The 22571-nt window shown below is 65.4% G+C and carries 26 protein-coding genes and 1 tRNA gene; 7 read left to right on the top strand and 20 right to left on the bottom strand.

The genetic code is table 11. The features are described from left to right. Positions 1–24: 24 nt before the first annotated feature. From G9Q80_RS09410 to G9Q80_RS09390, 5 genes are all read right to left on the bottom strand, one after another. Complete coding sequence (locus G9Q80_RS09410) at positions 25–351, bottom strand: hypothetical protein (RefSeq protein ID WP_069211454.1); 327 nt, start codon at positions 349–351, stop codon at positions 25–27. A gap of 107 nt (positions 352–458) precedes the next feature. After that, positions 459–662 carry a YgaP family membrane protein gene (locus tag G9Q80_RS09405; RefSeq protein ID WP_043139583.1) on the bottom strand — a complete coding sequence of 68 codons (204 nt, stop codon included), beginning with the start codon at positions 660–662 and terminating at the stop codon, positions 459–461. A 73-nt stretch (positions 663–735) separates the two neighbouring features. Beyond that, a complete protein-coding gene (mmsB, locus tag G9Q80_RS09400; RefSeq protein ID WP_088714952.1) occupies positions 736–2646 on the bottom strand; it encodes a 3-hydroxyisobutyrate dehydrogenase in 1911 nt (636 codons plus the stop codon). A 99-nt stretch (positions 2647–2745) separates the two neighbouring features. Continuing rightward, complete coding sequence (locus G9Q80_RS09395; RefSeq protein WP_088714951.1) at positions 2746–3885, bottom strand: acyl-CoA dehydrogenase family protein; 1140 nt, start codon at positions 3883–3885, stop codon at positions 2746–2748. 144 nt (positions 3886–4029) lie between these two features. Next, complete coding sequence (locus tag G9Q80_RS09390; protein ID WP_088714950.1) at positions 4030–5166, bottom strand: glycosyltransferase; 1137 nt, start codon at positions 5164–5166, stop codon at positions 4030–4032. Between the two features lie 266 nt (positions 5167–5432). Between G9Q80_RS09390 and G9Q80_RS09385 the strand changes: the two genes are divergently transcribed. Then, positions 5433–6863, top strand: a complete 1431-nt coding sequence (locus G9Q80_RS09385) for an NCS1 family nucleobase:cation symporter-1 (protein WP_088714949.1) — start codon at positions 5433–5435, stop codon at positions 6861–6863. 171 nt (positions 6864–7034) lie between these two features. Next, on the top strand, positions 7035–8195 hold the full coding sequence (locus G9Q80_RS09380; protein ID WP_088714948.1) for a hypothetical protein: 1161 nt from the start codon (positions 7035–7037) through the stop codon (positions 8193–8195). A gap of 7 nt (positions 8196–8202) precedes the next feature. On the opposite strand, the gene G9Q80_RS09375 is transcribed toward G9Q80_RS09380, so the two are convergent. The 3 genes from G9Q80_RS09375 to G9Q80_RS09365 all read right to left on the bottom strand — a co-directional run bounded on the left by G9Q80_RS09375 (position 8203) and on the right by G9Q80_RS09365 (position 11601). After that, the gene (locus tag G9Q80_RS09375) at positions 8203–9330 is read right to left on the bottom strand and encodes a carboxylate-amine ligase (protein ID WP_088714947.1); all 1128 of its coding nucleotides are present in this window, start codon (positions 9328–9330) and stop codon (positions 8203–8205) included. A 69-nt stretch (positions 9331–9399) separates the two neighbouring features. Beyond that, the gene (locus tag G9Q80_RS09370; RefSeq protein ID WP_043139571.1) at positions 9400–9786 is read right to left on the bottom strand and encodes a hypothetical protein; all 387 of its coding nucleotides are present in this window, start codon (positions 9784–9786) and stop codon (positions 9400–9402) included. A gap of 315 nt (positions 9787–10101) precedes the next feature. Further along, positions 10102–11601: a CoA-acylating methylmalonate-semialdehyde dehydrogenase gene (locus G9Q80_RS09365; RefSeq protein WP_074620421.1), complete on the bottom strand. Its 1500-nt coding sequence runs from the start codon at positions 11599–11601 to the stop codon at positions 10102–10104. A gap of 99 nt (positions 11602–11700) precedes the next feature. Between G9Q80_RS09365 and G9Q80_RS09360 the strand changes: the two genes are divergently transcribed. From G9Q80_RS09360 to G9Q80_RS09345, 4 genes are all read left to right on the top strand, one after another. Next, the gene (locus G9Q80_RS09360) at positions 11701–12615 is read left to right on the top strand and encodes a LysR family transcriptional regulator (RefSeq protein WP_088715090.1); all 915 of its coding nucleotides are present in this window, start codon (positions 11701–11703) and stop codon (positions 12613–12615) included. A gap of 105 nt (positions 12616–12720) precedes the next feature. Then, on the top strand, positions 12721–13158 hold the full coding sequence (locus G9Q80_RS09355; RefSeq protein WP_043139566.1) for a CBS domain-containing protein: 438 nt from the start codon (positions 12721–12723) through the stop codon (positions 13156–13158). A gap of 88 nt (positions 13159–13246) precedes the next feature. After that, a complete protein-coding gene (gene coaD / locus G9Q80_RS09350; RefSeq protein WP_043139564.1) occupies positions 13247–13744 on the top strand; it encodes a pantetheine-phosphate adenylyltransferase in 498 nt (165 codons plus the stop codon). Positions 13745–13813: 69 nt separating this feature from the next. Continuing rightward, positions 13814–14527 carry a hypothetical protein gene (locus G9Q80_RS09345; protein WP_088714946.1) on the top strand — a complete coding sequence of 238 codons (714 nt, stop codon included), beginning with the start codon at positions 13814–13816 and terminating at the stop codon, positions 14525–14527. Positions 14528–14664: 137 nt separating this feature from the next. On the opposite strand, the gene G9Q80_RS09340 is transcribed toward G9Q80_RS09345, so the two are convergent. From G9Q80_RS09340 to G9Q80_RS09305, 8 genes are all read right to left on the bottom strand, one after another. Then, on the bottom strand, positions 14665–14823 hold the full coding sequence (locus G9Q80_RS09340) for a YjiS-like domain-containing protein (RefSeq protein WP_121494987.1): 159 nt from the start codon (positions 14821–14823) through the stop codon (positions 14665–14667). 271 nt (positions 14824–15094) lie between these two features. Next, a complete protein-coding gene (gap, locus tag G9Q80_RS09335; RefSeq protein WP_088714945.1) occupies positions 15095–16096 on the bottom strand; it encodes a type I glyceraldehyde-3-phosphate dehydrogenase in 1002 nt (333 codons plus the stop codon). Between the two features lie 138 nt (positions 16097–16234). Beyond that, positions 16235–16378, bottom strand: coding sequence for a glyceraldehyde-3-phosphate dehydrogenase (locus G9Q80_RS09330; protein WP_074620423.1), 144 nt, complete (start codon positions 16376–16378; stop codon positions 16235–16237). A 56-nt stretch (positions 16379–16434) separates the two neighbouring features. Continuing rightward, entirely contained in the window at positions 16435–16932 is a 498-nt protein-coding gene (locus G9Q80_RS09325) for a helix-turn-helix transcriptional regulator (RefSeq protein WP_088714944.1), read from the bottom strand. Further along, positions 16929–17468 (bottom strand): cytochrome b/b6 domain-containing protein, encoded by a 540-nt coding sequence (locus tag G9Q80_RS09320; RefSeq protein WP_074620424.1) that lies wholly within the window; start codon positions 17466–17468, stop codon positions 16929–16931. The genes G9Q80_RS09325 and G9Q80_RS09320 overlap by 4 nt, the downstream gene beginning before the upstream one ends. Positions 17469–17522: 54 nt before the next feature. Continuing rightward, a complete protein-coding gene (locus G9Q80_RS09315) occupies positions 17523–17780 on the bottom strand; it encodes a PepSY domain-containing protein (protein WP_043139549.1) in 258 nt (85 codons plus the stop codon). A gap of 223 nt (positions 17781–18003) precedes the next feature. After that, positions 18004–18465 (bottom strand): disulfide bond formation protein B, encoded by a 462-nt coding sequence (locus G9Q80_RS09310; protein WP_074620425.1) that lies wholly within the window; start codon positions 18463–18465, stop codon positions 18004–18006. Positions 18466–18552: 87 nt separating this feature from the next. Next, positions 18553–19167: an exopolysaccharide biosynthesis protein gene (locus tag G9Q80_RS09305; protein WP_088714943.1), complete on the bottom strand. Its 615-nt coding sequence runs from the start codon at positions 19165–19167 to the stop codon at positions 18553–18555. Between the two features lie 181 nt (positions 19168–19348). Here G9Q80_RS09305 and G9Q80_RS09300 point away from each other — a divergent pair. After that, a tRNA-Leu gene (locus tag G9Q80_RS09300) sits at positions 19349–19432 on the top strand. Between the two features lie 200 nt (positions 19433–19632). Here the strand turns inward: G9Q80_RS09300 and tenA are convergent. The 4 genes from tenA to thiM are packed head-to-tail and all read right to left on the bottom strand — an operon-like array spanning position 19633 to position 22545. After that, entirely contained in the window at positions 19633–20352 is a 720-nt protein-coding gene (gene tenA / locus G9Q80_RS09295; RefSeq protein ID WP_069211444.1) for a thiaminase II, read from the bottom strand. Further along, positions 20349–21152 (bottom strand): bifunctional hydroxymethylpyrimidine kinase/phosphomethylpyrimidine kinase, encoded by an 804-nt coding sequence (gene thiD, locus G9Q80_RS09290; protein ID WP_088715089.1) that lies wholly within the window; start codon positions 21150–21152, stop codon positions 20349–20351. Before thiD ends, tenA begins: the two co-directional genes overlap by 4 nt. Next, positions 21149–21760, bottom strand: a complete 612-nt coding sequence (gene thiE, locus G9Q80_RS09285; protein ID WP_069211443.1) for a thiamine phosphate synthase — start codon at positions 21758–21760, stop codon at positions 21149–21151. Before thiE ends, thiD begins: the two co-directional genes overlap by 4 nt. Continuing rightward, positions 21757–22545, bottom strand: coding sequence for a hydroxyethylthiazole kinase (thiM, locus tag G9Q80_RS09280; RefSeq protein WP_088714942.1), 789 nt, complete (start codon positions 22543–22545; stop codon positions 21757–21759). Before thiM ends, thiE begins: the two co-directional genes overlap by 4 nt. Positions 22546–22571: the final 26 nt, after the last annotated feature.

Raw genomic sequence — 22571 nt, 5'->3', positions numbered from 1 at the left:
AGGGCCTTTCGGCCCTCCGCTGGATCAGTCCAGAAGTGCGGCGAGAGAGCCGATGAAATTCAGGATCTCGCCGGTTTCGCGGTCCACCCGCACGACCTCGTCCCCCAGGCGATAATAGGTGCGGTCCGGGTCCAGCCCGTAACGCAGCGGATCGACCAGGATGACGTAGTCATCCGTGATGTAGTGGCGGTCGCGGTCCGGGGCCTTGACGCCTTTCTTGGCCAGACCGGGCGGCACGCAGGCCGGATCCTTCTTGGCGAGTCCGGGCGGACAGCCTTTGGGCTGGGCCGTGGCGGGCAGGGCCAGTGGCATGGCGGCCAGGACAAGGATGGCAAGCGAGCGGGTTTTCATGGTCGGATCTCCTGTATCTTTGGAGGGAAATACCGTCCAAAGCCTTCGGGTTCCGACAAAAGTCATGCCCCCGGCAAAGACTTGCCGAGGGTGTCATGTGCCTGTGGTTACTTTCGGGCGCAGGTCTTGATGCCAAGCAGGCTGTAGGGCGGGCAGGATCCCATCGCGGCGGTGGCCAGCATGACCACGCCGACGATCAGGGCAATCCAGGCCCAGGTGCCGCTGAGCCATGCAAAGAAGGCGATCACCAACAGAACGCCCAGAACGGCACGGATGGCGCGATCGGCGGACCCCATGTTTTTCTCGAACATAACGTTTCCCCAGACAAAGGTTCATCTTCGGGTAAGCTATGACTCGGATCGCGAGTCGGGAATATGATTTGGATCAACTGCGCCCGCGGGTCTCGAACCGGGGCAGCATGGCCGAGAAGTCGCGGCCCGCGCCGTCCTCTTCCTCGACGAAGCGGCGGTAGAGATCCATCGCGGCCTGGCCCAGCGGCGTGTCGGCGTCGACCTCGCTGGCGGCCTGCTGGCTCAGGCGCAGGTCCTTGAGCATCAGGTCGGCGGCGAACCCGGGCTTGTAGTCGTTGTCCGAGGGCGATTGCGGGCCGACGCCCGGGGCGGGGCAATAGGTGGTCATCGACCAGCTCTGTCCCGAGGAGGTCGAGACCACGTCATACATGGCCTCGCGCGACAGGCCCAGCTTGTCGGCCAGGGCAAAGGCCTCGCAGGTGGCGATCATGGTCACGCCAAGGATCATGTTGTTGCAGATCTTGGCCGCCTGGCCATTGCCCGAGGCGCCGCAATGCACCGCCTTCTGGCCCATGACCTCGAACAGGGGCAGGGCGCGGGCAAAGGCGGCGTCGGAGCCGCCGACCATGAATGTCAGCGTGCCGCCCGCCGCGCCGCCGACCCCGCCGGAAACCGGCGCATCCAGCGCCTCGACCCCATGTTCGGCAGCCATATCCGCCGCCGCCCGGGCGGCGGCCACATCGACGGTGGAGCAATCGAGGTGAATGGCGCCCTTGTCCATGACGGGCAGGATCTCTGTCGCGACGGCCTTGAGGATCGCGCCGTTGGGCAGCATGGTGATGACCACGTCGGCGCCCTTTGCGGCCTCCTGTGCGGTGGCGACGGAGGTGACGCCCTCGGCGGTTGTGCCCGCCACGTCGAAGCCCTTGACCGCATGGCCCGCCTTGGCAAGGTTGGCGGCCATCGGCGCGCCCATGTTGCCCAGTCCGATGAATCCGATCTGCATGGTCCTCTCCCTGAAATCCAGCTTGTCCTTGCCGAGCGGCATCAGCATCTTCGACACGTCCACGAGGGGCACGCTGTCGAGCGCGTGGCGCCAGTTCGGCGATTTGTCCTTGTCGATGATGGCCGCCCGGATGCCTTCAAGGAAGTCCCCCTGGTCCATGATCCGGTGGCTGACCCGGTATTCCATCTCGAGCGCCTTGCGGATGTCGAGGCCGGGGGTGCGCAGACGGTGGATCATTTCCAGCGTGACGGCCATCGAGAGCGGAGAATTGCGGGACAGGCGCTTGAGCGCGTCCCGGGCCAGGTCGCTGTCGCTGGCCCGAAGGGTGTTGAGCACGTCGCGCAGGGTCTCGCCGCCGAAAAGCGCGTCGATTTCGGCCTGTGTGGCGGCCAGCGGGCTGTCCGGGGCCTGTGGCGCCTCGCCCAGGGCGGCCACGTCGCCGCTGTCGATCAGCGCCTGTTTCAGAGCGGGCCAGACCGCTTCGGGGTGGAACCGATCGGCAAAGCCCGCGTGGATGGCGTCGCCCGGACCCATGCGCGCGGCGGTGATCCCGAGGTATTCGCCCAGCCGCCCCGGCGCGCGGGCCAGCGTGTAGGTGCCGCCCACGTCGGGCACAAAGCCGATGCCGCATTCGGGCATGGAAACCTGCGTCGTCTCGCCCACGATCCGGTGCGAGCAATGCCCGCCGATGCCGACACCGCCGCCCATGACAAAGCCGTGCAGGAAGCTGACGATGGGTTTCGGATATTCGGCCAGCTTGGCGTTCATGCGGTATTCGTCGCGCCAGAAGCTGCGCCCGTAGTCGAGGTCGCCCGCCTTGCCGGTCCGGTACATCTCGGCGATGTCGCCGCCGGCGCAGAAAGCGCGGTCGCCTGTCGCGTCGAGGATGATCAGCTTGACGGTGTCGTCACTGGCCCAGGCGTCCAGCGCCTGTTCCGTGGCCAGGCACATGTCCCAGGTCAGCGCGTTCAGCGCCTTGGGACGGGTCAGGGTGATGCGGCCGGCCTGGCCTTCGGTGCGGATCTGAATGTCTGACATGTCGGTCCTGGCTGTGAGGGCGGGAGCGAGGGGGCTGTCTGCCCCCTCGCGCTCCCCCGAGAGGTATTTTACCCAAGAAGAAGCAGGGGCGTGCGGCGCCTAGCTGGCCAGCATCTGGCGCGAGACGATCAGGCGCATGATTTCATTGGTGCCTTCGAGGATCTGGTGCACGCGCAGGTCGCGGACGATCTTTTCGACGCCGTAGTCGGCCAGGTAGCCGTAGCCGCCGAACATCTGCAGGCAGCCGTTGGCGACCTCGAAGGCGCTGTCGGTGACCATGAGCTTGGCCATCGCGCAGAATTTCGTCGCGTCGGGGGCGCCGGTGTCGAGCTTCCAGGCGGCCTGGCGCAGGAAGGTGCGGGAGGCCTGGAGCCTGGTCTCGTACTCGGCCAGGCGGAATTGCAGGGCCTGGAACTGGTCGATGGTGCGGCCGAAGGCTTTGCGCTCGGACATGTATTGCAGCGTCAGGTCGAGCGCGTTCTGCGCACCGCCAAGCGCGCTGGCCGAGATATTGAGGCGGCCGCCGTCGAGGCCGGCCATCGCGTAGCTGAATCCGCGGCCTTCCTCGCCGATGAGGTTTTCCGCCGGGACCGGGCAGTCGTCGAACTGGACCTGGGCGGTGGGCGAGGATTTCCAGCCCATCTTGTCCTCGAGCGCGCCGAAGCTGAGGCCCTCGGCCCCGTCCTCGATGTAGAGCGTCGAGATGCCTTTCGGGCCGTCGTCGCCGGTGCGGCACATGGTGACATAGGCATCCGAGTAGCCGCCGCCGGAGATGAAGGCCTTGGTGCCCGTCAGGCGGTAGCCCTCGTTGGTCTTGGTGGCGCGGGTGCGCAGGGCGGCGGCGTCCGAACCCGAGCCCGGTTCGGTCAGGCAGTAGCTGAGGACCGTTTCCATCGTCAGGACCTTTGGCAGGACCCGGGCCTTGAAGGCGTCGCTGGCGAAGCTGTCGATCATCTTGGCGCACATGTTGTGGATCGACAGGAAGGAGGCGACCGAGGGGCAGGCCATGCTGAGGGCCTCGAAGATCAGCGTCCCGTCGAGCCGGGTGAGACCGGCGCCGCCGCTCTCCTCGCTGACGTAGAGCCCGCCGAAGCCGAGTTCGGCGATCTCTGGCCAGAGCTGTTTCGGGATGGTGCCCTCGGTCTCCCACTGGCGGGCAAAGGGGGCGATCCTTTCCTGCCCGAAGGCATAGGCCATGTCGAAGATGGCGGTCTGTTCCTCTGAAAGCGCGAAATCCATTGCGGCCGTCCTCCCCCGGGCTGAAATGAACGCATGTTCAAATTGTCGCCCGAAGGGCCGCGCAATGCAACCATGCACAGCGCAGGACTGCTTTGCATTTCTGCAAAGCTGTTGTGCCGGTCGGCGACCTGTGTTTGCGGTAACTCAGGTGTTGGCGAGGGTCGTGCGGATCACGTCTTCGACCCGGGCCAGGCCGATGTCGTTGTCGAACTTTGCCTCGGCGGTGGCGCGGGCGGCCCGGGTCATCTCTGTGCGGTCGGGCGTGTCGAGGATCTGTGCGATGCGATCGGCAAAGCCGGTTTCGTCCCATTCATCGACCAAAAGGCCGTTCACGCCGTCCTCGACCGCCTCGGGGATGCCGGCGTGGCGTGTCGACAGGGTGATGCAGCCGCAGGCCAGCGCCTCTTGTATGGCGGTGGGCAGGCCCTCGGTGTTGCCGTCCGGGGCGGTGATGGAATGCTGCAGGAAGACCTCTGTGGATTGCAGGTGCTGGCGGACCTGGTCGTGGGGCAGGGCGCCGGTGAAGGTCACCTTGTCCCCCACGCCAAGGGTCTGGGCCAGGGCCTGGCACTCTGCCAGCAGGGGGCCGTCGCCGATGAAGGTCAGATGCGCGTCGCGGGTGGCGGCGGCGCTGGCGAAGGCGCGCAGGGTCACTTGCGGGGCCTTCTTTGTGACCATGCGCCCCACGGCCAGGAAGCTTCCGGGGCGTTTGTCCGCCGGGGTAAAGCGGCGGATGTCGACGCCGGAGGGCACGACATGGGCGTTGTCGTGGCGGATGCCGTGGCGGGCGAGGTTGTCGAGCAGGAATTGTGAGACCGAGAACATGCCCGCGAGGCGCGGCATCATCAGCCGGTAGGAGCGCACCCGCTGCGCCGAACGGAGCATCTTGGAGGCATCGGTGCCGCGCCAGTAGGTGAAGACGGGAATGCCCAGGTCGTTGCCCAGCTTGGCCATGACCAGGGCCTGGGTGCCGAACTCGGCCAGGATCACCTGTACGCCCTGGTCTTGCAGGAAGCCGGCCAGGCGCTTGCGGTTGTCACCGAAGGGCAGGCGCGAGGTGCCGTGCCGCAGGGCGCCGGAGGCGGCGGCAAAGGGAGCCCGCAGCTTGTCCATCGGGGTCAGGGGGGCGCGGCGGGTGAAAAGGGGTTTGCCCAATGGGTCCTCGCCGTTGGACCGCCCGCAGACCACGCAGGTGTCGCCCCCGAACAGGTGGGCAATGTGGCGATTGATGAAGGTCTCGCCCATCACGAAGTAGTCGGAGGTGGCGATGGCGGTTTTCATGGGGCTCTCCACGCTGTTCCGGCCTCGTAGCGCGGGCAGGGCGCGGTGCCAAGGGGATCGTCCCGTCGCGGCCGGTCCGGCGGCAAGAGGCGGCGGCCCCGGGTTCCGATCCTTCGGAAAATCCGAAAGGTCATGTTTGGTTTTCATTATACCCAGCGTGTAATCTATTAACTAACATTTCACAAATCATGCCAGCTGGCAGATCAATAAGAACGGGAGGGCCGGGGGCGCCGAATGCTCCGGGCCGGGAGAAAGGGAGAGGAAAGATGCACGCAATCACGGCAGAGGCCGACAGCGGCGAGGTGGCGCAGGACGCGCTGCGCCCGGTGACGGAGAAGGAAAAGACCTGGGGCTGGTTCGCGATCTTCAACGTCTGGGCAAACGACATCCAGTCGCTGTTCGGCTATTCGCTGGTGGCCTCGTTGTTCATTTCGTTCGGGGTCAGCGGCTGGACGGCCTTTGCCTCGCTGATCGTGGCGGGGCTGTTCGTGATGTTCCTGGTGAACCTCTCGGGCGCGGCGGGGGAACGCTATGGCATTCCCTACCCGGTCTTTGCCCGCGCCAGCATGGGCACCCAGGGCGCCAAGCTGCCCGCCGTCCTGCGGGCGACGGTGGCGGTCTTCTGGTACGGGGTGCAGGTCTATTTCGCCTCGACGGCGCTGGCGCTTCTGATCAAGTCGGTCACCGGGATCACCGGCGGCACCGCCTACCTGGGCCTGACAGAGATCGACTGGCTGTCCTTCGTCCTGGTCTGGGCCTTTCACATCGTGATCTTCTGGCGCGGCATGGACTGGGTCGAAGGCTTCCTGAACTTTGCCGGGCCGTTCGTCTACGCGGTCATGATCGGGCTGGTGATCTACCTGTGGTTCGCCGCCGACGGCAAGCTGTTGTCCGAGGCGCAGACGATCTTTGCCAACCCCGAGGGCACCTGGGCGACCGAGCTGAAGGGCGCCGTGGCGATCTTTGGCACGATGGTGGCCTATTTCGCCGCCGTGATGATCAACTTTTCGGACTTCTCGCGTTATGCCCGGGACAAGAAGGCGATGGTGCGCGGCAACCTGGCGGGTCTGCCGTTCAACATGATCCTCTTTTCGGCGCTGGCCCTGCTGACCACCGCCGGGGCCGCCGTGGTCTATGGCGAGAAGATCATCAACCCGACCGAGATCGTCGACCGCACCGACAGCGTCGTTCTGGGGATCATCGCGGCCATCACCTTCTTTGCCGCGACCGTGGGCATCAACCTGGTGGCCAATTTCATCCCGGCGGTGAACGGCATTGCCAACCTTGCGCCGTCGAAGATCAGCTTTCGCAAGGCGGGGCTCATCACCTCGGGTTTCGCGCTGGTGATCGGCGGGCTCTGGACCAGCTTCATCAGCCAGTTCGGCATCTCGGGCTTCGTCAACACGCTGGGCGCGACTCTGGCACCGCTCTACGGGATCATGATCGTCGACTACTACATGCTGCGCAAAGAGGCGCTGAAGCGCGACGACCTCTACAACGAGCGGCGCGGCATTTACCACTATGGCAACGGCTGGAACGAGCACGCGCTGGTGGCCTTCTGCGTGGCGGCTGTCTTCTCGGTGGCGACGGTTTGGGTGCCGGGCCTGAACGAGCTGGCCGGATACGCCTGGATCATCGGGGCGGTGCTGGGCGGCGGGATCTACCTGGTCCGCGCCAAGGGCAAGGTCGCCGTCTGACCTTCCGGTCGCGGACCCTGCTCCGGCCGCGACCCGCGCGGGACACTCCTCTGCCCGTGCATGGCGCCAGGCTTCGGCCTGGCGCTTTTGCTTTGGCGCGACCTGAGAGCGTGACCTTGCGTCATCGCCGCCGGATATGCCTAGGTGGGGTCAGTCGAAAGGGGGACTGCGATGTACGACCTGACGCCACTGGATCCCGCGGACGTTGACCCGCAGTTGGCGCCATTCCTGGAACCCGGAGAACGGGTGCTCTGGCAGGCGCGCCCGGACCCAGCCACCTTTGGGTCGGGCGGATCGACATTTGGCGGTGTTCTGACCGGGGGACTTGGTCTTGCGATCCTGACCGGGATTTTCGACAGCGTGACGGGTCTGTCGCTGGAAGGTCAGCCGCGTCTGATACCGGGGCTGGCGCTTGTCGGGGTCGGGTTGGTGGCCTTTGTCGCGCCCCGGATCAACCGCCGCCGTGTCAGGGTCTACGCGGTCACGGACAGGCGCCTGTTGAGCGTCCGTGGGAATGATGTCTACAGGTCGGCCCGGCCCGACGAGATCCGCACTGTCTACACCCTGCGGGGTGCCGTCTGCTGGCGAGAGCTTGGGTTCGGAGACCGGGGCAACTCGCGGTCGGCAGAGGAACGCCATCCCGGTTTTCACGGGGTCGAGGACCCCGAGACGCTGCTTCGCCTGGTTCAGGACTGGCGCGAAGGGTTTTCCCGCCGGGCCGAGGCGGCGGCGACGGACTTCCTTGCGCGGGAGCAGGGAGAGGGGGGTGGGGATGCGGATGGCCTGGCCGACGACGGCAGCCAGCGGGTCCGCCATCCCGCCACCGGGCTGACCGTGGATGTTCCGGCGGGCTGGCCCGTGACCGTGCGCCAGGACTATGACGGTCCGCTGGTCGTCTTCGGGGTCACGCTTTTGAAACGGATCATCCGGCCCGGGCCGGAACGGACGCTGGGCAGCGGAGGGGACTGGAACCTGATGATGGCGCGCGGCGGACCGGATGCCGGTGTCGGCATGAAGATCCTCGACGGTCCGATTCCGCAAAGCTACGAGGAGGTGCTGAACGATCCCTGGTCGCGGCGGTTCAAGCTGAAACTGCTGCAGTCCAACCCGGAGGTGGTGGTCGGGCCTTTTCGGGGCTTCTCGGTCGTGCGGCAGATGCCGAAAGGGGCCAACCTGCAGATGTTCGGCCAGGTGGCGGCCCCGGTTGCGGTGCGGCAAATCTGGCTGGCGCGCGGCGACATGCACATCCAGTTCATGGGTATCGCGCGGCTGGACCAGCACGACGTGCAAAGCGCCGTGGATGCGGTGGTCAAATCGCTGCGCGTGACCTGAGCCGACCTCACAGGTCGGCGTGGAATTCCTCGATCAGGTGGTGCACGACCGCGCGCATCTGGCCCTCGTGGTCGGCGCCCGCGTCCCGCGCGGCGGCCAGCGCGGCGCGCTGGCGGTCGGCCGAGGTGCCCTCGGCGGCGATCTCGCGGGCGCGGGCCAGTTCCGTCAGGCATTTCAGCTCGGCGGCGTCCTCCTGCAGCAGCTCCATCAGTTCCTCGACCAGTTGCGGGAAGGGAACCACCTGCGCCGCCCCGAAATCGATCAGTCCCTCGGAGACGCCATAGCGTTGTGCGCGCCAGCGGTTCTCGCCGATCAGGAAGCGGTCATACAGTCGCCAGCGCTGGTTGCGCACGCGCAGCCGCCAGAGCATCCGCATCAGGCATTGTACCAGGGCCGCCAGCGTCAGCGCATGTTCCATGCGCGGCTGTACGTCCATGATGCGCGCCTCGAGCGTGGGGAAATTGGACGAAGGGCGCAGGTCCCACCAGATGCGGCTGCGGTCCTCGATCACGCCGGTCTCGATCAGAACCTCGGTCGAGCGGTGATAGTCCTGCCAACTGTCGAACTGCGGCGGCAGGCCGGTGCGCGGCAGGTTGTCGAAGACCGAGATGCGGTAGCTGGCCAGCTTGGTGTCCTCGCCCTGCCAGAAGGGCGAGGAGGCCGAGAGCGCCAGCAGGTGCGGGAGAAAGTAGCTGGTCTGCGCCAGCAGGTCGGCGCGCAGCGGGTCGTCCTCCAGCCCGACGTGCACATGCATCCCACAGATCAGCATCCGCCGCACCACGCTGCCCAGGGCGCGGTCCAGGTCGTTGTAGCGTTCCTTGTCGGTGTGGTGCTGTTTCTTCCAGTCCGCCAGCGGGTGACAGGAGGCGGCGATAGGCGACAAGCCATAGCTGGCTGCGTGGCGCGACACGGCCTCGCGCAGGCGGCGCAGCTCCTCCCGGGCCTCGGCGACGCCGGCACAGGGGCGGGTTCCGATCTCGATCTGGCATTGCAGGAACTCGGGGCTGACCTGACCTTCAAGCTCGGCGGCGCAGGCCTCCATCAACCCGTCGGGCGCCTCGACCAGCGCACAGGTCTCGCGGTCGACCAGCAGGTATTCCTCTTCGATGCCGATGCTGAACGGTGGCTCGGTCATGTTCCCCCCTGGGTTTTTTCGAAGGAAAGCAGAGCGCCGGAGCAAAGGAAAGGGGGCAATATGCGCGGATCAGCCAGCTGCCACCCTGGGCCGCAGCGCCTGGTCCAGCGCGTAGAAATCCGCTTCGGGCTGCCCGGCAAGGGCAAGAGCCTCACCCTCGTCGCGCAGGATCTGGAACCGCAGCCTGGACACCGGCTCCACCACCTGCTGCATGATCCGGGCCATGCCGAAGATCAGGTCTCGGGGGGCGTAGATGATGCTGCTGGCCTCCTCCGGAAAGCTGCGCAAAAAGGGCATCGCCCGTTGCACCCCGCCAACGATGCCAAGGAAATCCGCATCCACCGCGCCAACGTCCTGGGCGTCGGTGAGCATCACATAAGATGGATCGAACCGCGGGTTCCGGACGTAATCGGAAAACGACCCGAGGGTCTGCGCAACGTCGATCGTGCCGGTCATGTGGAAATGAGCGAGGCCGCGGTCCGGATGAATCGAGTATGAAATCGGCATTATCACGGTTCCGGCATGCATGTTTTCAGGCTGGCGACCTGTTCCGGGTCCGGCCCACTGACAAGAGGGCATGATGCCCCAAGGATCATGAAAGAGTTCATTCCAGCCCAAGGGGTTACTGAACACTATCCTTACAGTTGAGCGTGGCATGCCAATGGGAGAGCTGTCAACGATTAGAGAAAGCTTTATACTTTTGGACGATGCCGCAAAGAAACAGGGCGCACCTTTTTCAGGCACGCCCCGCGAGATGGCCTGGACTGGGGATCAGTCCATCGCCTTGAAGTTGAACTCGCCGCCTTCCTTGATGCCCGAGAACCAGCGCGCCGTGACGGTCTTGGTCTTGGTGTAGAAACGGAAGGCGTCGGGGCCGTACTGGTTGAGGTCGCCGAAGGCCGATTTCTTCCAGCCGCCAAAGGTGTGGTACGAGAGAGGCACCGGGATCGGGAAGTTGATGCCGACCATGCCGACGTTCACCCGGTGGGCAAAGTCACGCGCGGTGTCGCCATCGGCGGTGTAGATCGCGGTGCCGTTGCCATAGGGGTTGTCGATCACCAGGTTCAGCGCATCCTCGTAGCTGTCGGCGCGCACGGTCGACAGGACGGGGCCAAAGATCTCTTCGCGGTAGATCTCCATGTCCGGGGTCACGTCGTCGAACAGCGACGGGCCGACGAAAAAGCCGTTCTCGTAGCCCTGCATCTGGAAGCCGCGGCCGTCGACCACCAGCTTGGCGCCCTGGTTCACGCCGCTGTCGATCAGCCCCTCGATGCGCGACTTGGCCTGCGCGGTGATGACGGGGCCATAATCGACCTCGTCCTCGGAGGTATAGGGGCCGACCTTCAGCTTTTCGATGCGGGGCACAAGGCGTTCGATCAGTCCGTCGGCGGTTTCCTTGCCGACCGGAACCGCGACCGAGATTGCCATGCAGCGTTCGCCCGCGGCGCCGTAGCCCGCGCCGACCAGCGCATCGGCGGCCTTGTCGAGGTCGGCATCGGGCATGATGATCATGTGGTTCTTGGCGCCGCCGAAACACTGGGCGCGCTTGCCGTTGTTGGCGGCACGACCGTAGATGTACTGCGCGATGGGTGTCGAGCCGACAAAGCCCACGGCGGCGATATCCTCGTTGTCGAGGATCGCGTCGACCACTTCCTTGTCACCGTTCACGACCTGCAGGACGCCGTCGGGCAGGCCCGCTTCCTGGATCAGCTCGGCCAGGCGCAGCGCGGTGGAGGGCACGCGCTCGGACGGTTTGAGGATCATGGCGTTGCCGCAGGCCAACGCCGGAGCCATCTTCCACAGCGGGATCATGGCGGGGAAGTTGAACGGCGTGATGCCGGCGACCACGCCCAGCGGCTGGCGCATGGAATAGAGGTCGATGCCCGGGCCGCCATCGTCGGTGAACTCACCTTTCAGCATGTTGGGCGCGCCCATGCAGACCTCGACCACCTCGAGACCGCGCTGCACGTCACCGCGTGCGTCGGGCAGGGTCTTGCCGTGCTCGCGGCTGACCAGCTCGGCCAGTTCGTCCATGTGCTCGTTGATGAGCTGGCCGAATTTCATCATCACGCGGGCGCGGCGCTGCGGGTTGGTGGCACCCCAGGCCTTCTGCGCTTCCTTGGCCTTGGCGACGGCCTCGTTCAGTTCGTCCACGGAGGACAGCGGGGTCTTGGCCTGCACCTCGCCGGTGGCGGGGTTGTAGACATCCGAAAAGCGGCCCGAGCCGCTCTTGACGTGCTGGCCGTTGATCCAGTTGGTGAGTTCGGTCATCGGAATCCTCCTTGTTCCCTTGGCGCGGACTGTACTCTTGCAAAAATGAGCTGAACAGACAGAATGCGGCAAAAGCGTTTTGCGTTTTTGCAAAGGTGGATGATGGACAACTGGGATGACCTGCGGATCTTCCTTGCCGTGGCGCGGGACGAAAGCCTGTCGGCGGCGGGGCGGCGCCTGCGCATGGATGCGGCGACGGTGGGGCGCCGGGTGGCGCGGCTGGAAGAATCGCTGGGGGCGCCGCTCTTTGCCAAGTCCCCGCAGGGTTATGCGTTGACAGAGGCGGGCACGCGGCTGGTGCGCTTCGCCGAAGAGGCGGAACAGGCGGCGTCGCAGGCCTCGGAGGCGCTGGTCGGCCGGGCAGAGGGCTTGTCTGGGCAGATCCGCATCGGGGCACCGGACGGTTGCGCCAATTTCCTGTTGCCGCAAGTCTGCGCGCGTATCGCTGCGGCGAACCCGGACCTGGACGTGCAGATCGTGGCGCTGCCCCGGGTGGTGAACCTTTCCCGGCGCGAGGCGGACATGGCGATTGCCGTCTCTCCACCCTCTGCCGGGCGACTGGTCGTGCAGAAAATCACCGACTATCGCCTGCATCTTGCAGCAAGCGCCGAGTATCTTGCCCAAAACGACCCCGTGAGACGCCCCGAGGACCTGCGTGGCCACAGGATCGTTGGCTATATTCCCGACATGATCTTCGACAAGGAGCTGGACTACCTTGGCGAACTGGGGCTGGACCGGGTGCCGCTGGCCTCGAACTCTGTTGCGGTCCAGTTCCATTGGCTGCGGCAGGGGGCGGGGCTGGGCATCGTGCATGATTTCGCCATGCCGACGGCGCCGGGGATGCGCTTTGTCCTGCGTGACGTGATCTCGCTGACACGCAGTTTCTACCTCGTGCGCCATGCCGACGACCGCCGTCTTGAACGCCAGACCCGTTTTGCCGAGGCCCTGGTGGCCGGCATGCGCGAGGAACTGGCGCGTCTGGAGGCACTGGCAGACCGCGCCGACCCGGCCTGAGCCGCGACGGGCGGTCGCCGGTGGCTTAAGACTTTCAGCCACTTGACAGGTTATGTCCGCCCGCGTCACGCTGTCGCATAGGGTATCATGCAAGGAGGTTCGACGATGCAGGTCCACCAGATCCTGAAGAGCAAGGGCACGGACGGGGTTTTCACCGTCAAGCCGGACACCAAGGTGGCCGATGCCGCGCGGATCCTGGCCGAGAAACGCATCGGTACGGTCGTGGTCTCGAAGGATGGCTCGACCGCGATGGGAATCCTGTCGGAACGCGACATCGTGCGTGAACTCGCGGCCCACGGCGGCGGCTGTCTCGACGCCAGTGTCGACACCTACATGACCCCCGATCCGATCACCTGTACGCGCGATGACCGGGCCGACGCGATCCTGGCCAGGATGACCGAGGGCCGGTTTCGCCACATGCCCGTGGTCGAGGACGGCAAGATGGTCGGGCTGGTCACGCTGGGCGACGTCGTCAAGGCGCGCCTGACGGAACTGGCCGCGGAAAAGGACGCGCTGGAGGGGATGATCTCGAACCCCTGGTGAGGGATTTCGCCCCAGATGGCGGTTCCGGGTTGCATTCGCACGCGCAATATTGTTGCGTGCGAACCGACGTACCACAAGGGAAACAGCCATGCGCGTTGGTCTTTACCCCGGAACCTTCGACCCCATCACGCATGGGCATATCGACATCATCCGGCGCGGCGCCCTGCTGGTCGACCGCTTGGTGATCGGTGTCGCCATCAACCGTGACAAGGGCCCGCTGTTCTCGCTCGAAGAGCGGGTGGCGATGATCGAATCGGAATGCAGCCTCCTCTCTGAAGAGACGGGTACGGAAATCATTGCCCATCCCTTCGAGAACCTGCTGATCGACTGCGCCCATGACGTTGGCGCACAGTTGATCATTCGCGGTCTGCGCGCCGTGGCGGATTTCGAGTATGAATTCCAGATGGTCGGCATGAACCGGGCGCTGGACGACAGTGTCGAGACGGTGTTCCTGATGGCCGAGGCGCGGCATCAGGCGATTGCCTCGAAACTGGTCAAGGAAATCGCTCGGCTGGGGGGGGACGTGTCGAAATTCGTCAGCCCAGAGGTCAAGACGGCGCTGGATAACCGGTTCAAGGCGGGTTGATCTGCGTCATTTGGCGCGGGCACTTGGCGGCGTATTCCTGTTCGTATCACGCGGAACAGGAGGGATCGAATGCGCAAACCCGTGTTGGGCGCGACGGCACTGGCAATCTGGGCGGCTGGGCTTGCGATTGCCGGCCCGGTGACTGAATTCGAAACGGAATTCCGGGCCGTCTACGCCGACTATCGCAAGGCCTTGTTCATGACCAACAGTGGCAACCGTGACGGGTCTGCCGCGAGCCTCGGGGCCTTTGGCACCGGATGGGCGGCGTTGACAGCGGACCATGCCACAAATCCGCCCCCACAGTATGCAGACGATCCGCAGTGGGCCGATATGCTGCGCCAGGTCGACGCGCTGCTGGCCAGTGCGGGGTCACAGGTGGTCGAGGGCAATCTGGCCGAGGCGCATGAAACGCTGGAAGGGGTGCGGGAGGTCTTTTCCCGATTGCATCTGCGCAACGGCATTCAGACCTTCTCGGACCGGATGAACGCCTATCATGCCCGGATGGAACATGTCCTGGCCATCGATCCGGACAGTCTTACAGAGGCGGACCTGCCAAGGATGGCCGGAGAGGCGGCGGTGCTGTCCTACCTCGCGGGCGAGGTGGCGGGTCATCCCCCGGCAGAAGCCGTTGAAAACGAGGAATTTTCAAAACTTGTCAGCGGGTTTCGCGCCTCGGTTCAGACGCTGGAGGATGCCGCCCAGGCCGGAGACCTGGAGGCGCTGCGCAAGGCGCTGACCGGGTTGAAAAAGCCATATTCGATGCTGTTCCTGAAGTTCGGCTGAACAGTCGCAGACCGAGCGGAAGGGATAACGCCTCGGAATCGGCTGCAGGGCCTTGGCGGTCACATCCCCCGCGCAAGACAAAGGCGCCGGCCCATTGCCGGGCGCGGCGCCTTTTCACAACCACCGATTAACGGGGGTCAGCCGTAGACGGCCTCATGCGCGATGCGGCGGATCTCCGAGGGCGCGATGTCAAGGTCGCGGGCGACGGAGGCGTCAAGGGCGCTGAGTTCGCGCACGGTGGCACGGTACTTGGCGCGTTTCTGCATCGAGCTGCGGAGTTCTGTAAAAACACTCATGGGTCTGTGTCCTGTGTCTGCGTTTCTGTTGTCGCAAACATAGGCATGCTGCGGCGCAGCACAATTGACGGTTCCGGAAAGGCGCCTTGCATTTCCTGCAGGGCTTGGCGCGAGGCTACCGGCTTCTTCTTGGTGAAAATACCCCCGGGGGGTCTGGGGGGCAGCGCCCCCCAGCCGGTCGGATCGCGAAAACGATCAGAAACCGGATCACCCAAACGAAAAGGGCCGCCCAAAAGCGGCCCCGAACCCCGTGAAGGCGTCATGCGCCCTTTCAGATGAGCTTGCCCATCGCGACGGCGGTGTCGGCCATGCGGTTGGAAAAGCCCCATTCATTGTCATACCAGCTCAGGATGCGGCACATGTTGCCGTCCATGACCTTGGTCTGATCCGTGTGAAAGATCGAGGACTGCGGGTCGTGGTTGAAATCCATCGAGACCAGCTTGCGGTCGGTATAGCCCAGCACGCCCTTGAGCGGGCCGTCGGCGGCGGCGCGGATGGCGTCGTTGATTTCCTCGACACTGGTGTCGCGCGCGGCCTCGAAGGTCAGGTCGACGACCGAGACATTCGGCGTGGGCACACGGATCGCCACGCCGTCCAGCTTGCCCGCCAGTTCCGGCAGCACCAGGCCCACGGCCTTGGCCGCGCCGGTCGAGGTGGGGATCATCGACATGGCCGCGGCGCGGGCGCGGTAGAGATCCTTGTGCATCGTGTCCAGCGTCGGCTGGTCACCGGTGTAGCTGTGCACGGTGGTCATGAAGCCGCGCTTGATGCCGATGGTGTCGTTCAGCACCTTGGCCACCGGCGACAGGCAGTTGGTGGTGCAGGAGGCATTGGAGACGATCAGGTCTTCGGCGGTCAGCGTGTCGTGGTTGACGCCGTAGACGATTGTCTTGTCGGCGTCCTTGCCGGGGGCCGAGATCAGCACGCGGCTGGCGCCGTTGTCCAGGTGCGCCTGGCAGGCTTCTTTCGAGGTGAAGATGCCGGTGCATTCCATCACCACGTCCACGTCCGACCAGGGCAGATCGGCGGGGTTGCGGATGGCGGTCACGCGGATCGGGCCACGGCCCACGTCGATGCTGTCATCTGTATGCGTGACCTCGACCGGGAACCGGCCGTGCACGCTGTCGAATTGCAGCAGGTGGGCATTGGTTTCGACCGGGCCGAGATCGTTGATCGCGATCACCTCGATATCGGTCCGGCCGGACTCGATGATCGCGCGCAATACGTTGCGGCCGATGCGGCCAAAGCCATTGATGGCGACTTTAACACTCATGGGGCGTGTCCCTTTGTGGCTTGCGGGCAGGGCGGGGACGGGCCGTCAGAGGCGCCGCCCGGCTTTCGTTACCGCTAACAACCACCTGCGAGCGAAAAAGTCAACCTTGCTTCCCGCCGCGACGGGAGGGCGGGCCGCCTAGCGCCAGAAAGCCAGCCAGTCGAGGAGAACGAAGAGCTTGCGCCCGAGGAACAGCAGGTTGTCGCCTTTGTTGAGCTGGAGGTCGGCGACAATGGCCGCGATGACGGCCAGGCCAAGGAGGATCGCAAGCCGGTTGGTCATGGCGGGGCCTTTGCATTTGGTCTTTGCCCTTGTCATGCCAGAGCGGCGCAGGGCTGTCACGAGGGCGCGGGCGCGGCCTCCATCAGCTCTTCGATGAAATAGGCCAGGAAGGCGCCGCGCCCGCTGACCCCGGCCTTGCGGTAGATCGCGCCCAGGTGGGCCTTGACCGTGCCCTCGGCATTGCCGCGCATCCGGGCGATTTCCGGGATCGCCAGGCCCTTGAGCGTCAATAGCGCCACGTCCTGTTCCGACGGCGTCAGGCCCCAGGTATCGAAATGCTGCGCCACGATGTCGTGAAAGGCCCCCGCGGCCAGCCCCAGTTGCTGTTCCAGGTGCGCCTCGCGGCGCAGCATCTCCATCAGGATGCGGGTGCCGAAGATCACCCCGGCAATCAGCGCGGCGGCGGCCAGCGCCTCGACCATGAAATGCCAGTGGGTGAAGGGCGGCCACCCCACTTCGATCCCGTCACGCAGGACATCCAGCAGGAAGAAGGCCGCGCAGGCACTCTGCGCGGCGATCAACAGGCCAAGGCGAAGCGGCTTTTTCCCGGTCATGGGTCCAGTCGTACCGTATCGGGCACGCGCTTGACACCTGTCAGCATGGCGCGGGGCAGGTTGATCCCCGAGCGGCGGCTTTCCCAGAAGACCGCTGCGATATGCGCCACAACAGAGATCTCTGCCCAGGTCACCAGCACCTCGTGCATCTCCTCGACCCACTCGATGCCCCAGAAGGCATTGGTGGTCATCATGTAGCCGGTTGCGCTGATTCCGATCAGCGTCGCGATCAGGTTGAAGATCATCAGCGCGCCCAGCGGCGAATGCCCGAGATGCGCGGATTTGCGGGCCGCCGCCATGTCGGTCAACTGGGCGCGGATGCTGTTGCTGCTGGGCATAAAACTGGCAAATCGCGCCGAGCGCGGCCCGATCAGCCCCCAGACCAGGCGCAGCGCGATCAGGGCGGCGATGGCATAGCCCACCCATTCGTGCAGCGTTTCGTCCGGGTCGGTAAAGATGGCATTGGCCAGGAAGAGGATCGCCAGGCTCCAGTGAAAGAGGCGCAGGAAGGGATCCCATATGCGGTGGTCTGTCATGTCCGGTCTCCGGGGCAGGGCCGGACCCACGGAGCGGGTCCGGCGCGGTTGGGATCAGTCGTCGATCTTGGTGCGGACAATGTTCAGGTCCTGGTCGAGGTACAGTTCGAACCGCTGCCCGTCCTTCAGCGCGTAGACCTCGATCATCCCGTCTTCCCGGTCGATGCCGCGGACCTCGTAACCCTGTTCGGTCAGAAGGGCGGTGATCTCGGCTTTGCGGGCCTTGTCCATCTGTCCGTACTCGCCGCTGGAGGCAAAGGCGGGCAGGGCGATCAGGGCGGAAAGGGCGGCGGCGATCATGGTGCGGGTCATGTTGTATCTCCTGTGTTGCGGCCTGCGGTGGTGCAGGGCGTGACAGGAAGATGTGCCGGTCGAGGCGGGAAAGATATTGGTCCAAAGCGGGGGAAGGGGCAGGCTGCGACTTTGGTTTAGGATTGATTTGAAAGGTTTTTTCCTGGAGTGGCGAGCTGCCGTCACCGTCACGACGCAAAACGGCCCCGCAGGGCGGGGCCGGTGATCCGAATCTGATGGCGGCTCAGCGCGGTGCGCGCATCGCCATGACGAACAGGCCGGCGATCAGGGCAGAGGCCGCGACATTGTAGTTGGCCATCGACAGGCCGAACAATTCCCAGGGGATCTGGTCGCAGGGCACCATCGGTGCGTTCATGATCGCCTCCATCGCCTCTTCGGGCGACAGGCCTTGCAGCGAAGGGGCGCTGCAGCTTTTCAAACCCTCCCACCACTGCCGTTCGACCCCGCTGTGAAAGAGGCCGATGGCGGAGCTGGACAGCGCCGAAAGCGCCGCCAGGGCCAGCAGGATCCGGTTCGGCAGCGCAAGGGCGATGCCGCCGATGATCAGCGCGCCGACGTGGCCATAGCGCTGCCAGTAGCAAAGCTGGCAGGGCAACAGCCCCTGAACGTACTGGAAATAGAGCGCGCCGAGCAGCAGCCCGGCGGAACCAAGTACACCAAGCAAGGTCAGGACAGTGCGGTTCATGGCATCCTCAAGTAGTCGATCTTTGCCTACAGGTGGCGCAGGCGTACGGGGCGCGCAAGCGTAAACGGGGCGATGTCGCGGTCGTGATCAGAGTCCGAGCCAGGTCTTGATCAGGCTCGCCAGTGTTGCCCCGGCCAGGACAAGTGTCGATATCCAGGCGGTGCCGATGATGGTTCCGATCACGACCAGCACCCCGTCCCGTTGCAGCAATCCCATGGCGATCACGACCACGGCAATGCCCGGAACGGTGTTCGTGCCGGGCAACGGCACAAGGATCGAGGCGCTGAACGCCACCAGCGCGATCCCGATGATCCGATCCAGCGGCGGACGGGTCAGTGCGCCCAGCCTCGGACGGCTGACCGCCTCGATCCGGCGCAGCCAGGGGCCGGCGCGGCGCGCCAGGGACTCCAGTCCGCTGGTCGTGACGGTGCGCTTTCCAAGCTTGCCGGGCAGCCAGGGAACCTGCCGACCGAGAAGGATCTGAACCGACACGAACATGAGCGGCAGGGCAACCACCTGTGGAATTCCGTAGAGAAACGGAATGCAGCAAGGCAGAGCGAGGATCAGCAGAAACAACCCGAAGGCCCGTTCGTGGAGTTGCCCGAGCACCCAGTCGAGCGAAACGCTATCGCCCTGCGCCTCTGCCGCCAGGGCATCAAGCCGGTCCGAAATCGCCTGGTCCGTTTCTTGTGGGGCTGTCATCCAGAGCTCTCCTTGAGTTGCAGACCTCAAAATTTTCTCTCCGCTAGCAGGTCGCGTTCCAGTAGGCCAGCGTCCGACCGTCGCATCCCTCTGGGGAGGCCACGAAAGCGCCCTGGAATGATCAAAAGGGCATCCAACGCCGCTTGCCCCCATTCTTGCCCATGTGTATATGGCCCTACGGGCCCAAGTGGCGGAATGGTAGACGCAGGGGATTCAAAATCCCCCGCCTTCGGGCGTGCCGGTTCGAGTCCGGCCTTGGGTACCAATGACTTGGCGGATGCGCAGGCCCGGCGCATCAGGTCAGGTTGCACCGTAGGGTGACAGCGTGCTTTCGCCGCCTTTGTCCCCGTTCTTCCCCACACCCCAAGACACGGCCATTTGGTTCTGGTGAAACATCAGGCGGCTGCCCCCTTGTGTTGCGGGCGCGAAGCGGGACCTCGGGTCCCGCTCCTTTGATCCTGACGCTCAGGGGACACTGACCGGGGGACCGCTCTGGTACGCCGGGGCGCCCTGCGCGGCTGGCGGCTGGGCCCAGTCCTCCATGTGATAGGCGCTGTCCCAGAACCGCCATTCGTGCCAGCAGGCCCTGCGAAAGGCCCTTTCCATGCGTGTCTTCGTCGGGCCATCCGCCTCGGCCCCCAGCCTGTCAGTCAGGGCCAGCATCCGCGAGACGCTCTCGTCGAAGGCTTCGCCGGAATAGGTGTCGATCCAGGCCGCGTAGGGATTTGACGGCTGGCTGTGCTTGGCAATGTCCCGGCCGACCTCGCGGTAGATCCAGAAGCAGGGCAGGAGCGCCGCGACCGCCTCTGGAAAGTCCCCCAGCGCGGCGGAACGCAGCAGGAAAGACAGGTAGTGGTCGCAGGCCGCAGAGGGCTGAATGGCGGCGAAAGCGCTGTCGGAAACCCCGAACAGGCCCATGTAATGCGCGTGAAGTTCGCGCTCGACGTGGATTGCCCCGGTTGCCGAACCCGCCAGCTGCGCCAGCACATCGGCCGAGGGGGCCTTGGCCGCGGCCAGTGACAGGGCGCGGGCGAAGCCTTCGAGATAATGCGCATCCTGCACGATGTATCCCTGGAACACGTCACGGCGCAGGGTGCCCGATGCCATGTCGCGGTTGAAGGGCATGTCGTAGATCTGCTGCCACAGATCCGCGGTCTGCTTGGCCAAATCCTGTGTGAAGGTCATCTGTCTGTCCCCGTGATGAAATGAAAGTGATGGACCGGGCCGTGCCCCGTCCCGACCGACAACCGGTCTGCCGCCGCTATGGCGGCGCTGATGTAACGCTTGGCCCGATCGGCGGCCTCGGTGATCGCCAGCCCGGACCCGAGGGCGGTGGCCAGCGCCGACGAGAAGGTGCAACCCGTGCCATGCGTGTTGCGCGTCGCCGTGCGGGGGCCGTCGAACCAGGCCTCGACATCGGGCGAGATTAGGAGATCGGGGCTGCGGTCTCCGGAGAGGTGCCCGCCTTTCAGCAGAACAGCGCTCGGCCCCAACGCCAGCAATGCCCGGGCCTGCCGGATCATCTCTTCCGTGGTTGCGGCCTCGGCACAGCCGAGAAGGTCCGCCGCCTCCGGCAGGTTCGGGGTGATAACGCTGGCAAAGGGCAACATGTCCCGCAAGGCCGCCACGGCCGGTGCCCGCAACAGCCTGTCGCCGCCCTTGGCGACCATCACGGGGTCCAGCACGACGGGGCATGCAAGACCCGCGATGCCCTTTGTCACGGTTTCGATGATGGCCGCGTCACCCAGCATGCCGATCTTGATCGCGTCGATGGCGATGTCGTCGCGGATTGCGGCGATCTGGGCGGCAATCATGTCGGTGTCGCACAGGCTGACCGCCGTCACGCCACGGGTGTTCTGGGCGGTCAGCGCGGTCAGGACGCTCATTGCGTAGCCGCCATTTGCCGAGATCGCCTTGATGTCGGCCTGGATGCCGGCACCGCCGGAACAATCGGAACCGGCGATGGAAAGGATGTTCGGGATCATGCCGTCCTCCATGCGTGGATCAGGGTCCGGGTCGCGGCGGTCATGTCCGCCGCCCGTGAAATCGCCGAGACGACGGCCAGCCCGGCGCCACCGGCGGCCTTTACCGGCGCGGCGTCGCGGGCCGTCACGCCGCCAATGGCGAGGCAGGGCAGCGAGGAGCGCCCGGCGATCACGGCGAAACCGTCCAACCCGATGGGTGCGGCGTGATCTGGCTTGGACCCGGTCGCGTAGATCGGTCCGACGCCGAGGTAGTCGACACCGGCGGGAACCGCGTCCAGTTGCGCTGCCGTCTCGATCGACAGGCCAAGGACCATGTCCGGACCGATCTTCCGGCGGATGCGGGCGGGATCTCCGTCACCCTGGCCGACGTGCAGACCCGCCGCGCCGATGGCGATGGCCAGGTCGACCCGATCGTTCACGATCAGCTTGGTCCCGAAGGGGGACAGCGCGGTCATCAGCGCCCGCGCGAGCCGGGCCAGATCCGCGTCCGGTGTCACCTTGTCACGCAGTTGAACCCATTCGGCGCCTCCCTGTGCGGCGGCAACCGCCTGGACGATGACCGGTGCGGGTGCGGTGGCATCCGTGATGAAACAGAGCGGCGGGATCATGCCAGCGTGATCCGGGCGCCGCGCGCCAGGTCCTCTGGCGTCATCGTGTACAGCGCATCAATGAAGGCCACCTGGAATGTCCCCGGTCCCCGGACGCCTTCGGCGGCCTGTTCGCCGGCAAGACCGAAAAAGGCCAGCGCGGCAACGGTCGCCTCAAAGGGATCCTGCCCGACGGTGAAGGCGCCGACGATGCCGGTCAGGGAACAGCCCAGGGCTGTCACCCGGGGCATCAGGGCGTGGCCATTGGCGACCTCAGCATTGCGCGTGCCATCGGTGACGAAATCCACGGGGCCGGTCACGGCGACCACGCCGCCCGTCCGCCGTGCCAGGGCGCTTGCAGCCTCCTGCGCCTGGGAAACCGCGTCGGCGCTGTCGGCGCCCTTGCCGCTTGCGTCGGCGCCGGCCAGCGCCATGATCTCTGACGCATTGCCCCGGATCACGGTCGGGGCGAGGTCCAATAGCCGTGCGCCGATGTCCCGGCGATAACCCGTGGCGCCGACCGCCACCGGATCGAGTATCCAGGGCGTTCCCTGCGCCTGAGCGGCCCCGGCGCTCTCCAGCATGGCGTCGGCCCAGGCCGGTGAGAGCGTCCCGATATTGATCGTCAATGCCTGCGCCAGGCCTGCGAACTCGGCCGCTTCCTCGCGCGCGTGGACCATCGCGGGCGAAGCCCCGGCCGCGAGCATGACGTTGGCCATGATGTTCATGGCGACGTAATTCGTGATGTTCTGAACAAGTGGCGCCGTCCGGCGCATGTGATCCAGGTGCTGTCCCGTATCGTCCATCGTGATCTCCTTTCGCCCGGCGGCAT

Source organism: Mameliella sp. LZ-28, from assembly GCF_012274245.1.
Classification (GTDB): Bacteria; Pseudomonadota; Alphaproteobacteria; order Rhodobacterales; family Rhodobacteraceae; genus Antarctobacter; species Antarctobacter albus.
This window is presented reverse-complemented; position numbering and strand designations above follow the sequence as displayed.

Bases quoted from the DNA above. Each gene is read 5' to 3' on its own strand.
- G9Q80_RS09410 (WP_069211454.1), bottom strand. From the start codon at position 351: ATGAAAACCCGCTCGCTTGCCATCCTTGTCCTGGCCGCCATGCCACTG.
- G9Q80_RS09405 (WP_043139583.1), bottom strand. From the start codon at position 662: ATGTTCGAGAAAAACATGGGGTCCGCCGATCGCGCCATCCGTGCCGTT.
- mmsB (WP_088714952.1), bottom strand. From the start codon at position 2,646: ATGTCAGACATTCAGATCCGCACCGAAGGCCAGGCCGGCCGCATCACC.
- G9Q80_RS09395 (WP_088714951.1), bottom strand. From the start codon at position 3,885: ATGGATTTCGCGCTTTCAGAGGAACAGACCGCCATCTTCGACATGGCC.
- G9Q80_RS09390 (WP_088714950.1), bottom strand. From the start codon at position 5,166: ATGAAAACCGCCATCGCCACCTCCGACTACTTCGTGATGGGCGAGACC.
- G9Q80_RS09385 (WP_088714949.1), top strand. From the start codon at position 5,433: ATGCACGCAATCACGGCAGAGGCCGACAGCGGCGAGGTGGCGCAGGAC.
- G9Q80_RS09380 (WP_088714948.1), top strand. From the start codon at position 7,035: ATGTACGACCTGACGCCACTGGATCCCGCGGACGTTGACCCGCAGTTG.
- G9Q80_RS09375 (WP_088714947.1), bottom strand. From the start codon at position 9,330: ATGACCGAGCCACCGTTCAGCATCGGCATCGAAGAGGAATACCTGCTG.
- G9Q80_RS09370 (WP_043139571.1), bottom strand. From the start codon at position 9,786: ATGACCGGCACGATCGACGTTGCGCAGACCCTCGGGTCGTTTTCCGAT.
- G9Q80_RS09365 (WP_074620421.1), bottom strand. From the start codon at position 11,601: ATGACCGAACTCACCAACTGGATCAACGGCCAGCACGTCAAGAGCGGC.
- G9Q80_RS09360 (WP_088715090.1), top strand. From the start codon at position 11,701: ATGATGGACAACTGGGATGACCTGCGGATCTTCCTTGCCGTGGCGCGG.
- G9Q80_RS09355 (WP_043139566.1), top strand. From the start codon at position 12,721: ATGCAGGTCCACCAGATCCTGAAGAGCAAGGGCACGGACGGGGTTTTC.
- coaD (WP_043139564.1), top strand. From the start codon at position 13,247: ATGCGCGTTGGTCTTTACCCCGGAACCTTCGACCCCATCACGCATGGG.
- G9Q80_RS09345 (WP_088714946.1), top strand. From the start codon at position 13,814: ATGCGCAAACCCGTGTTGGGCGCGACGGCACTGGCAATCTGGGCGGCT.
- G9Q80_RS09340 (WP_121494987.1), bottom strand. From the start codon at position 14,823: ATGAGTGTTTTTACAGAACTCCGCAGCTCGATGCAGAAACGCGCCAAG.
- gap (WP_088714945.1), bottom strand. From the start codon at position 16,096: ATGAGTGTTAAAGTCGCCATCAATGGCTTTGGCCGCATCGGCCGCAAC.
- G9Q80_RS09330 (WP_074620423.1), bottom strand. From the start codon at position 16,378: ATGACCAACCGGCTTGCGATCCTCCTTGGCCTGGCCGTCATCGCGGCC.
- G9Q80_RS09325 (WP_088714944.1), bottom strand. From the start codon at position 16,932: ATGACCGGGAAAAAGCCGCTTCGCCTTGGCCTGTTGATCGCCGCGCAG.
- G9Q80_RS09320 (WP_074620424.1), bottom strand. From the start codon at position 17,468: ATGACAGACCACCGCATATGGGATCCCTTCCTGCGCCTCTTTCACTGG.
- G9Q80_RS09315 (WP_043139549.1), bottom strand. From the start codon at position 17,780: ATGACCCGCACCATGATCGCCGCCGCCCTTTCCGCCCTGATCGCCCTG.
- G9Q80_RS09310 (WP_074620425.1), bottom strand. From the start codon at position 18,465: ATGAACCGCACTGTCCTGACCTTGCTTGGTGTACTTGGTTCCGCCGGG.
- G9Q80_RS09305 (WP_088714943.1), bottom strand. From the start codon at position 19,167: ATGACAGCCCCACAAGAAACGGACCAGGCGATTTCGGACCGGCTTGAT.
- tenA (WP_069211444.1), bottom strand. From the start codon at position 20,352: ATGACCTTCACACAGGATTTGGCCAAGCAGACCGCGGATCTGTGGCAG.
- thiD (WP_088715089.1), bottom strand. From the start codon at position 21,152: ATGATCCCGAACATCCTTTCCATCGCCGGTTCCGATTGTTCCGGCGGT.
- thiE (WP_069211443.1), bottom strand. From the start codon at position 21,760: ATGATCCCGCCGCTCTGTTTCATCACGGATGCCACCGCACCCGCACCG.
- thiM (WP_088714942.1), bottom strand. From the start codon at position 22,545: ATGGACGATACGGGACAGCACCTGGATCACATGCGCCGGACGGCGCCA.